Origin of the sequence: Acidiphilium sp. PM (assembly GCF_000219295.1) — a bacterium.
In the GTDB taxonomy this organism is placed as follows: Bacteria; Pseudomonadota; Alphaproteobacteria; order Acetobacterales; family Acetobacteraceae; genus Acidiphilium; species Acidiphilium multivorum.
Genome location: NZ_AFPR01000073.1, coordinates 1 through 9,893, shown reverse-complemented (window position 1 = coordinate 9,893; position 9,893 = coordinate 1). Strand labels below are relative to the sequence as shown.

Here is a 9,893-nt window from a genome sequence, read left to right as displayed (position 1 = left end):
CGGCGGGCTGCACGGGCTGGTGAACTGCGCCGGAATCGTGCTCGGCGAGAAGGTGCTGGGGCGCGAGGGACCGGCCTCGCTCGAGCGGTTCGCGCGGGTGATTTCGGTGAACCTCATCGGCACGTTCAACATGATTCGCCTCGCTGCCGCGGCGATGGCGGAAGGTGCGCCGGATGAGGGCGGCGAGCGCGGGGTGATCGTGAACACCGCCTCGATCGCGGCGTTCGACGGGCAGATCGGCCAGGCCGCCTATGCCGCCTCGAAGGCCGGGGTGGCCGGCATGACGCTGCCGCTGGCGCGGGAACTGGCGCGCAGCGGCATCCGGGTGATGACGATCGCGCCCGGCGTGTTCGAAACCCCGATGATGGCCGGCCTGCCGGACGAGGCGCAGCGCGCCCTCGGCGCCGCCGTGCCGTTTCCGCCGCGGCTCGGGCGGCCGGCGGAATACGCCGCGCTGGTGTGCCATATCATCGGGAACACCATGCTGAACGGCGAGACGATCCGGCTGGACGGCGCGCTGCGGATGGCGCCGCGCTGACCGGCTCCGGCCCTCTTGCATCGCGGGGCGGCGGCCTGTAATACCCGTCGCACCGCAACGGCGGGCGCGTAGCTCAGCGGGAGAGCACTGCCTTGACATGGCAGGGGTCACAGGTTCAATCCCTGTCGCGCCCACCACTCAAATCCCTGAAATTACACCTTTTTTTGAGTGGCATCACGGTGATGAACCGTGGGCTTGGGCCTCGTAGCAACCAGACAGCTACCGGACAAAGCCACGTTTTCAGCGGGTGCGGGCCGTTCGGGAAGAACGATCTGGATGGCCTCAGCCGGCCCGGCCGAACATCCGCTCCAGATCGCCCCGGCTCAGCCGCAGCACCGTGGGCCGCCCGTGCGGGCAGGTCTGGGCGAGGGGGGTCGTCTCCATCGCCCGCAACAGCGCCTCCATCTCGGCGAACGCCAGCCGCCGCCCCGCCCGCACCGAACGGTGGCACGCCATACGGATCAGCACCGCGTCCAGCTTCGCTTCCAGCGCCGTCGCCGTCCCGCTCTCCGCCAGCGTGTCCGCCACATCCCGCGCCAGCGCGGCCGGGTCGGCCTTGGCCAGCGCGGCCGGCACCGCCCGCACCAGCACCGCCCCCGGCCCGAACGCCTCGATCTCCAGCCCCAGCCCGGCCAGCCGCTCCGCCGCCCCCAGCAGCCGCGCGATATCCTCCGCCGGCAGCTCCACCACCGAAGGCGCCAGCAGCGCCTGCGCCGGAATCGCCCCCGAATCCCGCTCCGCCCGCAGCCTGATCTCGGTCAGCCGCTCATGCGCCGCGTGCTGGTCCACCAGCACCAGCGTCCCGTCCCCGCTCTGCGCGAGAATATACGTGTCGAACACCTGCGCGATCGGCGTCCCCAGCGGATAGTCCGGCCGCGATTCGGGCAGAACCTCCGGCGCCACCCGCGCCGGCGGCAAATCCAGCCCGCGCAGCTCCGCCTCCGCGAACCCCCGCGCCGCCCGGCTCTCCGCCTGCGGATACCGCGGCATCGGCGAGGAAGCCGCCCAGCTCGTCCGCGGCATCGACACCGAGGGGGCCGCCGCCAGGTCCGCCGGCGTCGCCAGCGCCCGCTGCACCGCCCCGATCATCAGCGACCGCACCGCGTCGGGTGCTGCGAACCGCAGCTCCGCCTTCGCCGGATGCACGTTCACATCCAGCATCTCCGCCGGAATCTCCAGCCACAGCGCCGCCAGCGGATGCCGCCCCGCCGGAATCCGCTCCCGATACGCGAGCCGCAGCGCCATCCGCAGCAGCGGGTCCCGCACCGGCCGCCCGTTCACCACCATGTGCTGGTGCCGCGCCGCCGCCCGCGTCAGGCTCGCCGGCGAGATGAACCCCCGCAGCGCCACCTCTTCGCGAACCGCCTCGATCTCCAGCAGCTTCTCCGCATCCGCCCGCCCATAGATCGCCGCCACCCGCTCCCGCCGGTCTTGCGGCGGCAGGTCGAAACTCGCCGCCCCGTCGATCGTCAGCGAAAACCCCACCGCAGGCGCCGCCAGCGCCAGGTGCCGGACCGCATCGGCGCAGGACCCCGCCTCGGCGCCGGCGCTGCGCAGGAATTTCCGCCGCGCCGGCGTCGCGTGGAACAGGTCCTCGACGGTCACGCAGGTCCCGACCGGCCCGGCCACCGGCTCGACCTCGCGGACGGCCCCGCCATCGACCACGATCCTGGCCGCCGAATCCTGCCCCGCCGGGCGGGACGTTACGGTCAGCCGTCCGGCCGCCCCGATCGACGGCAACGCCTCGCCCCGGAACCCCAGCGTGGCGATCCGGACCAGCGCCTCGTCGGTCAGTTTCGAGGTGGCGTGCCGTTCGATCGCCAGCGGCAGTTCGGCCTCGGGAATCCCGTGACCGTCATCGGTCACCTCGATCCGGCCGATCCCGCCGCCCTCGATCGTCACCCCGATCCGTCGTGCCCCGGCATCGAGCGCGTTCTCCACCAGTTCCTTGACCGCGGCGGCCGGCCGTTCGATGACCTCGCCGGCGGCAATCCGGTTGATCGTGGTCGGGTCTAGGCGGCGGATCGGCATGGCCCCATCTTACAGCAACAAGCCTCTTCCGCCATGCACCCGGAGCCCGACACAGACCCATGGCCAGCCTCGCAGCCCACCTGATCAATCCGGTCCTGCGTGTGCAGGTCAAGCGCAAGCTCGCCCGCGCGACCGACGCCGAGTCGCTCCGCAAGGCGTTCCGCTCGCCGATGCCGACCCCGCGCGGCGTGCGGTACACCCCCTCGATCATCGGCGGCGTGCCGGGCGAATGGGTCGAGCCCGCCTTCGGCGCCCCGCCGGCGATGACCGTGCTTTACCTGCATGGCGGCGGCTATGTCGTCTGCTCCGCCGAGTCGCACCGCCCGGTCACCGGCGGCCTCGCGCGGCGGGGCCTGCGTGTCTTCGCCGCCGATTACCGCCTCGCGCCGGCGCATCCCTTTCCCGCCGCCGTCGATGACGGCTTCGCCGCCTTCCGCGGGCTCGTCGCGCAGGGGCACGATCCGGCGAGCCTCGCCATCGCCGGCGATTCGGCGGGCGGCGGCCTCGCGCTCGCGGTGGCGTTGCGGGTCCGCGAGGCGGGCATGGCGATGCCGGCGCGGCTGGTGCTGTTCTCGCCCTGGACCGACCTTGCCGGCACCGGCCGCAGCGCGGTCGAGAACCGGCGGTGCGACCCGATGATCCAGGGCGGCCGGATCGCCGAGGGCGCGCGCCCCTATCTCGCCGGCACCGATCCGTACAATCCGTTCGCCTCGCCGCTCTACGCCGATCTCGCCGGCCTGCCGCCGATGCTGGTCCATGTCGGCGCGCGGGAGGTGCTGCTCGACGATTCGGTGCGGCTGCACGAGAAGGCGCTGGCCGCCGGCGTCGATAGCCTGCTCCGGATCTGGCCCGTCGTGCCGCATGCCTGGCCGATCTTCCAGGCGATCCTGCCCGAGGGGCGCGCGGCGCTCGACGAGAGCGCCGCCTTCATCCGTGGTGCCGCGCCGCCGCCCGCCGCACTTCGTTGATGCCGAAATAGGTCAGGGCGAGCAGCGGCAGCACCCCGCCGACGATGGCGACCAGCGTCCAGCCGCCGCGGATCAGCAGGTCGCTCGCCACCGCCGAGCCGGCGGCGCCGCCGAGGAAGAAGGCGGTCATGTAGGCGCCGTTCAGCCGGGCCCGCCGCTCGGGGGCAAGGGCGTAGATCGCCCGCTGGCCGAACAGGTTGTTGGCCTGCACGCCGAAATCGAGCAGCACGCCGGCGCCGGCGAGCAGGACGACGCTGTGGATGGCGGCACCGTAGCCCGAGATCAGGAAGGAGAGGGCGATCAGCGCCAGCGCGGTCGCGGTGCCGGGGCGGCCGTATCCGGCATCGGCCAGCCGCCCGGCGATCGGCGCGGCGGCGGCGCCGGCGGCGCCGACCAGGGCGAAGATCGCGATGCCGAACTGGGTGTAGTGGAATTCATGCAGCAGCAGCAGCGGCGCCGCCGTCCAGTACAGGGTGAAGGCGGCGAAGGCGCAGGTCTGGTAGGCGGCGCGGCGGCGCAGCGTCGGCTCGGTGCGGTAGAGGCCGAGCATCGAGACGATCAGCTCGCCATAGCGATGATCGAGCTTCGGCGTGACGCGCGGCAGCTTGAGCCGCAGCAGGACCGCCAGCAGCGCGATGCCCGCCGCCGAAATGCCGAACACCGCCCGCCAGCCGGCGAGCCAGGCGACGAAGCTCGCCATCGGCCGGGCGAGCAGGATGCCGAGCAGCAGCCCGGCCATCACATTGCCCACCACGCGGCCGCGGATGGCATCGGGCGTCAGCGAGGCGATCATCGGCACCATGATCTGCACCGCCGCGGAGCTGACGCCGATCAGCAGCGAGGCGGCGAGGAAGCTCGTGCCGTTCCAGGCGATGGCGGCGAGGCCGAGGGCGATGGCGGAGGCGCCGACCATGCGCGCGATCAGCTTGCGGTTCTCCAGCAGGTCGCCCAGCGGCACCAGCAGCAGCAGGCCGGCGGCGTAGCCGAGCTGCGTCAGCGTCACCAGCAGGCTCGCGACCTGCGCCGGCAGGCCGATATCCGGCGCGATCGTGCCGACCAGAGGCTGGACGTAATAGATGTTGGCGACGACCGCGCCGGTCGCGACCGCGAACAGCGTGGTCAGCGCGGAGGAGGGGGCGGCATCGGTCTTCGCGACGGCGGCCGGGGACGCGGTGATACATTCCGACATGGAAGCCGATATGCCCTTCGCAGGCCTGTGTTCAACCGCCGAGGCGATGCCGGCCAGCCATGAGCGCCAGCCCCTTGCCGGCGCCGCCGACTCAGAACAGGTCGAGGAACCGGCCGACAACGCCCTTCTGCGCCTGGCCCGGCGCGGTCGCCGGCGTCGTGCCCTTCGTTGCCGGCTCGCCGAGGGCGGCGTTTTCCTGCAGGCGCTTCTGCTCGGCCGGCGCGTTCACCACCTTGGCGCCCTTCGACGAGCTGCCGAAGGACATCAGCGAGCCGACGAAACCGGGGCTGCGGCTTTCCTGTTCGGCGTCATGGTTGATCGTCGCGCGGATATTGGCCGGCGGCGTCGGCCCGGCCTGTTCGAGCAGCGCCTGCTGCGCCGGGCCCATCGTGGTGCTGGCGTTCTGCAGGGCGCTCTGCGGCGAGAGGATGCTCTGCGCCTCGGTCGAGGAGGAGACCTGCTGGGGCCGCGGCTCGCCGGGCGCGGGGGTGGGCAGGGCCTGGAGATCCGGCGGCATCGACAGCGGAGCCTCGGTACCGACATCGAACGCGTTGGGGGGCGTGACCGTCAGCCCGAAGGTCTTCGACGGATTGCTGCATCCGGCCAGCAGCAGCGGGCCGAGCAGCAGGAACGGAAGGGTCGCGCGCGATGAACGGATCATGGCGCTTCCTTATCCTCGCGCGCGGGAGGCGGCAAGTGACCGGCGCGGTCGCGGCTGAACAGGCTTTCGATGATCAGCGCGGCGACGCCGCCATCGATCGCGGCGTCGGCGAGGTTGAAGACGTACCAATGCAGGTTGCCGACATGGACATCGACGAAATCGACCACCGCGCCGTAGGCGATTCGCGAGATGACGTTGCCGGCGGCGCCGCCGATGATGGCGCCGAGGCCGAGCGCCGCGAGCAGCGAGGGGGTGCGCCAGAGCCAGACCGAGAGCCCGGCGATGGCGGCGATCGCGACCGCGATCAGCAGCAGCCGCGCGTCGTCGCCGGCCAGGATGCCGAAGGTGACGCCGTGGTTCCAGACCATGGTGAAGTTCAGCACCGGCAGGACCGGCACGCTGCCCTTCCGCGGCAGGTCGAGTCCGTAGAGGATCCAGGCCTTCGAGGCCTGGTCGATGGCCAGCACCGCCAGCGCCATCAGCGCGCCGAGCGTGCGGCGGCTTGCGTTACCGCGAGATGCGCCGGTCATTCGACATACGTGCAGCAGCGGCGGCACAGGCCGGGATGCGCGGGGTTGCCGCCGACCTCGGGCAGCACCTTCCAGCAGCGCTCGCATTTCTCCCCGGGGGCGATCTCCACCACCGGCTCGGCGCGCAGCGGGGCGCTGGCGCCGGCGCCTGCGGGCTCGGCGGCGATCTCGGTTTCCGCCGCCGAGGTGATCATGATCTCCGCCCAGTCCGCCGCGCGCAGGGCTTCCGGCGCATCGACCGCGAAGGTCAGGACGATCTTCGCCTGCAGCGAGGCGGCGATGTCGCCGTTGCGGCGGGCCTCCTCGATCCGCGCATTGGCGATGCGGCGCACCGCGCGGATCCCGGTCCAGGCCTCGTCCAGCGCGTCGTCGCGCCAGGCGGCGGGAAGCTCGGGGAACTGCGCGAGATGCACGCAGGCCTCCTCGCCATGGCGGGCGCGCCAGGCCTCGTCGGCGGTGAAGGGCAGGACGGGGGCGAGCCAGGTGGCGAGGCAGCGGAACAGGATGTCGAGCACGGTGCGGCAGGCGCGCCGCGTCTCGCTCTGGGCGACGAGCCGTCCCTCGGCATCGAGCCGGACGTCGCAATAGAGGGCGTCCTTGCGGATGTCGAAATAGAAGGCGGAGAGGTCGTTGTTGCAGAACTGGTGGATCGCCGGATAGACGCCGGTCCAGTCATGCGTCTCGACGGCGCGGCGCAGCATCGCGTCGAGCCGGGAGAGGCGGTGCAGCACGTAGCGCTCGAGGTCGGGCATGTCGGCGGCCGGCATCGCCTCGGCCTCGGTGAAGCCGTCCAGCCCGCCGAGGACCCAGCGCAGCGTGTTGCGGATGCGGCGGTAGAGATCGGCCTGCTGCTTGAGGATGTCCTTGCCGATGCGCAGGTCGTTGTGGATGTCCGAGTTCATCACCCACAGGCGCAGGATGTCGGCGCCGTACTGGTCGATCACCTGCTGCGGCGCGGTGACGTTGCCGAGCGATTTCGACATCTTGCGGCCCTGCTCGTCGAGCACGAAGCCGTCGGTGACGATCGCCTTGAACGGCGCGGTGCCGCGGGTGCCGACCGCCTCCAGCAGCGAGGCCTGGAACCAGCCGCGATGCTGGTCCGAGCCTTCGAGATAGAGATCCGCCGGCCAGGGCATGCCGCGCGCCTCCAGCACGAAGGCGTGGGTCGAGCCGCTCTCGAACCAGACATCGACGATGTCGAAGACCTGCTCGAAATCGGCGGGGTCGTGGTCCGGCCCGAGGAAGTCGGCGGCGGGGCGGGCATACCAGGCATCGGCGCCCTCGGCCTCGAACAGGGCGCGGGTGCGGGCGAAGACCGCCGGATCGGTCAGGATCGACTTGTCGTCGCGGCGGACGAAGATCGCGATCGGCACGCCCCAGGCGCGCTGGCGGGAGATGCACCAGTCCGGCCGCGCCTCGACCATCGAGCGGATGCGGTTGCGGCCCTGGTCGGGGACGAAGGCGGTGCGGTCGAGCGCCTCCAGCGCGTGGGCGCGGATCGCCTCCTCGCCATCCATCCGGATGAACCAGTTGGGCCGGGCGAGATAGATCAGCGGCGCCTTGGAGCGCCAGGAATGCGGATAGGAGTGCAGGAATTCCTCGCGCCGGAGCAGGGCGCCGGCCGCGGTGAGCGCGGCGCAGACCGGGTCGGCGGCCTTGTAGACGTGCAGGCCGGCGAAGAGCGGCACGTCGGCGGCGTAGGTGCCGTCGTCGTTCACGGTTTCCGGCACCGCGATGCCGTGGGCGCGGCAGAGGAAGAAATCGTCCTCGCCATGCGCGGGCGCCATGTGGACGAAGCCGGTGCCGGCCTCGGTGGTGACGAAGTCGCCGAGCAGGAGCGGGACATCGTAGTCATAGCCCTGGCCGCGCAGCGGGTGGGCGCAGACGAGGGCGCCGAGATCCTTGCCGCGCAGCGTCTGCTCGACCTCGTGCGCGGTGATGCCGGTTTCGGCGGCGAAGGCGTCGAGCAGCTCGGCGGCGACGACGAGGCGCTCGCCCTTGCGGGCGAGGCTGTGCTCGGTGGCATCGGCGATGCGGATCACGACATAGTCGAACTCCGGCCCGGCGGCGAGGGCGCGGTTGCCGGGGATGGTCCAGGGGGTCGTCGTCCAGATCACGATCGCGGCACCGTCGAGATCGCCGCCGACGACCGGGAAGCGGACCCAGATCGCGGTGTCCCGCCGGTCCTGATACTCGACCTCGGCCTCGGCCAAAGCGGTCTTCTCGACCGGGCTCCACATCACCGGCCGCAGCCCGCGATAGAGCGCGCCGGAGGCGGCGAATTTGTGGATTTCCGCGGCGATCGCCGCTTCGGAGGCGAAATCCATCGTGGCGTAGCGGTTCGCCCAGTCGCCCTCGACGCCGAGGCGCTTGAACTCCTCGGCCTGCACGTCGAGCCAGTGCTGGGCGTAGTCGCGGCATTCGCGGCGGAATTCGAGGATCGGCACCTCGTCCTTGTTCTTGCCGGCCTTGCGGTAGCCTTCCTCGACCTTCCACTCGATCGGCAGGCCGTGGCAGTCCCAGCCGGGGACGTAGTTGGCGTCGAACCCGGCCATCTGGCGGGCGCGGTTGATCAGGTCCTTGTGGATCTTGTTCAGCGCGTGGCCGATATGCAGGTTGCCGTTCGCATAGGGCGGGCCGTCATGCAGGATGAAGGGCGTACGGCCGGCGGCATCGGCGCGCAGCCGGCCGAACAGGCCCATCGCCTCCCAGCGGGCCAGCGCCTCGGGCTCGCGCTTCGGCAGGTCCCCGCGCATCGGAAAGCCGGTTCGCGGCAGGAAGACGGTGGCGCGGTAGTCACGCGGGCTGGACGGCAGGTCGTTCATCGAAAAGGCTCCGGCGGAGGAAAGGACAGGCGTGCGATCCCGGCCCTAGATCAGGACCGGGCGGCGAATTCGCGGGACCAGGCAGGCGGCGCGCCGTGCGGATGTCATGGCGAGAGGTTATGCGAGCCGCCACCCCGAACGGTCAAGCGCGGAATGTTGAACGGAATTTTGCTCTCATCCGCATCCGGATGGGGGTGGCGAGGCGAATTCAGGGCATATTTCTGCTCCCACACCGGAATCCGAGCCGCCATGCCGAATGCCGCCCCGCAAGCTGAAGTCCGCGTTCGCCCGAAACGCCAGGCCCGCGTCTTCGGCGCGCCCTGGCGCACGCCGGCCGGGCGGTTTTCCTGGCTGAAGACGATTGCCCTCGCGCTCTGCACCGCGCCGGCGGCCTATATGCTGTGGGAGCGGCAAACCGGACATCTCGGCGGACGGCCGACGCATGAGCTGATGCTGCAGACCGGGTTCTGGGCGATCCGCTTCCTGCTGCTCGGCCTCGCCATCACACCGGCGCGGGCGGTGTTCGACTGGATGCGGCTGGCGATGCTGCGGCGAATGCTGGGCCTGGCGGCGGCATTCTACACCTTCGCGCATGTGGTCCTGTATGCGGCGGATGAGGGATATGCCATCGGATTCGTTTTGAATCAGATGTTTACGGTATTTTACCTCATCCTCGGTACCATCGCGACGATCGGGCTTGTGGCGCTGGCCGCGACCTCGACCGATGCGGCGATGGCGCGGCTGGGGCGGCGGTGGAAGGCGCTGCACCGGCTGGTCTATCCGATCGCCGCGCTCTCGATCTGGCATTTCTTCCTCACCCAGAAGATCGACGTCTCGGCGGCGATGGTGCCGTTCGGCCTGTTCGTCTGGCTGATGCTCTGGCGGCTGGCGCCGCCGGGGTTCCGGCGCTCGCTGGCCGGCATTCTCGTCCTCGCCCTCGGCGCCGTGGCGATCACCGCCGGCGGCGAGGCGGGATGGTATGCGCTCAATTCCGGGATCGATCCGTGGCGCGTGCTCGATGCCAATCTCTCGACCGCGCGGATCAGCCCGGCGGCCTTCGTCGCGGCCGATCTCGCGCTGCTGGCGGTGCTGGTGGCCGCGCGGCGGTTGCAGCGCCACGCGGCTCCGGGCTGAACGGTCACATCCACGAC

At 71.2% G+C, this 9,893-nt stretch carries 8 protein-coding genes and 1 tRNA gene; 4 read left to right on the top strand and 5 right to left on the bottom strand.

All coding sequences use genetic code 11. The annotated features are described in order from the left end of the window. Together APM_RS02785 and APM_RS02780 are read left to right on the top strand one after the other, a co-directional pair. A partial coding sequence (locus tag APM_RS02785) for an SDR family NAD(P)-dependent oxidoreductase (protein WP_007421839.1) occupies window positions 1-538 on the top strand: 538 nt, incomplete at its 5' end. Window positions 539-600: 62 nt separating this feature from the next. Continuing rightward, window positions 601-675: transfer RNA gene (locus APM_RS02780), tRNA-Val, on the top strand. Window positions 676-820: 145 nt separating this feature from the next. Here APM_RS02780 and mutL read toward each other — a convergent pair. After that, a complete protein-coding gene (gene mutL / locus APM_RS02775) occupies window positions 821-2,569 on the bottom strand; it encodes a DNA mismatch repair endonuclease MutL (protein WP_007421838.1) in 1,749 nt (582 codons plus the stop codon). Window positions 2,570-2,628: 59 nt separating this feature from the next. Between mutL and APM_RS02770 the strand changes: the two genes are divergently transcribed. Beyond that, window positions 2,629-3,537: an alpha/beta hydrolase gene (locus APM_RS02770; RefSeq protein WP_011941658.1), complete on the top strand. Its 909-nt coding sequence runs from the start codon at window positions 2,629-2,631 to the stop codon at window positions 3,535-3,537. Here the strand turns inward: APM_RS02770 and APM_RS02765 are convergent. The 4 genes from APM_RS02765 to ileS form a co-directional block, all read right to left on the bottom strand. Then, window positions 3,497-4,726 (bottom strand): MFS transporter, encoded by a 1,230-nt coding sequence (locus tag APM_RS02765; RefSeq protein ID WP_007421837.1) that lies wholly within the window; start codon window positions 4,724-4,726, stop codon window positions 3,497-3,499. The genes APM_RS02770 and APM_RS02765 overlap by 41 nt on opposite strands. A gap of 91 nt (window positions 4,727-4,817) precedes the next feature. Further along, window positions 4,818-5,387, bottom strand: a complete 570-nt coding sequence (locus APM_RS02760) for a DUF3035 domain-containing protein (RefSeq protein WP_007421836.1) — start codon at window positions 5,385-5,387, stop codon at window positions 4,818-4,820. Next, a complete protein-coding gene (lspA, locus tag APM_RS02755) occupies window positions 5,384-5,917 on the bottom strand; it encodes a signal peptidase II (RefSeq protein WP_007421835.1) in 534 nt (177 codons plus the stop codon). The genes APM_RS02760 and lspA overlap by 4 nt, the downstream gene beginning before the upstream one ends. Next, window positions 5,914-8,742, bottom strand: a complete 2,829-nt coding sequence (ileS, locus tag APM_RS02750; RefSeq protein WP_007421833.1) for an isoleucine--tRNA ligase — start codon at window positions 8,740-8,742, stop codon at window positions 5,914-5,916. Before ileS ends, lspA begins: the two co-directional genes overlap by 4 nt. A 249-nt stretch (window positions 8,743-8,991) precedes the next feature. Between ileS and APM_RS02745 the strand changes: the two genes are divergently transcribed. Then, window positions 8,992-9,876, top strand: a complete 885-nt coding sequence (locus tag APM_RS02745; RefSeq protein WP_007421834.1) for a sulfite oxidase heme-binding subunit YedZ — start codon at window positions 8,992-8,994, stop codon at window positions 9,874-9,876. Window positions 9,877-9,893: the final 17 nt, after the last annotated feature.

What these genes read in the sequence shown, in the direction of transcription:
- APM_RS02770 (WP_011941658.1), top strand. Translation starts at nt 2,629, where the DNA reads ATGGCCAGCCTCGCAGCCCACCTGATCAATCCGGTCCTGCGTGTGCAG.
- ileS (WP_007421833.1), bottom strand. Translation starts at nt 8,742, where the DNA reads ATGAACGACCTGCCGTCCAGCCCGCGTGACTACCGCGCCACCGTCTTC.
- APM_RS02760 (WP_007421836.1), bottom strand. Translation starts at nt 5,387, where the DNA reads ATGATCCGTTCATCGCGCGCGACCCTTCCGTTCCTGCTGCTCGGCCCG.
- APM_RS02765 (WP_007421837.1), bottom strand. Translation starts at nt 4,726, where the DNA reads ATGTCGGAATGTATCACCGCGTCCCCGGCCGCCGTCGCGAAGACCGAT.
- APM_RS02745 (WP_007421834.1), top strand. Translation starts at nt 8,992, where the DNA reads ATGCCGAATGCCGCCCCGCAAGCTGAAGTCCGCGTTCGCCCGAAACGC.
- lspA (WP_007421835.1), bottom strand. Translation starts at nt 5,917, where the DNA reads ATGACCGGCGCATCTCGCGGTAACGCAAGCCGCCGCACGCTCGGCGCG.
- mutL (WP_007421838.1), bottom strand. Translation starts at nt 2,569, where the DNA reads ATGCCGATCCGCCGCCTAGACCCGACCACGATCAACCGGATTGCCGCC.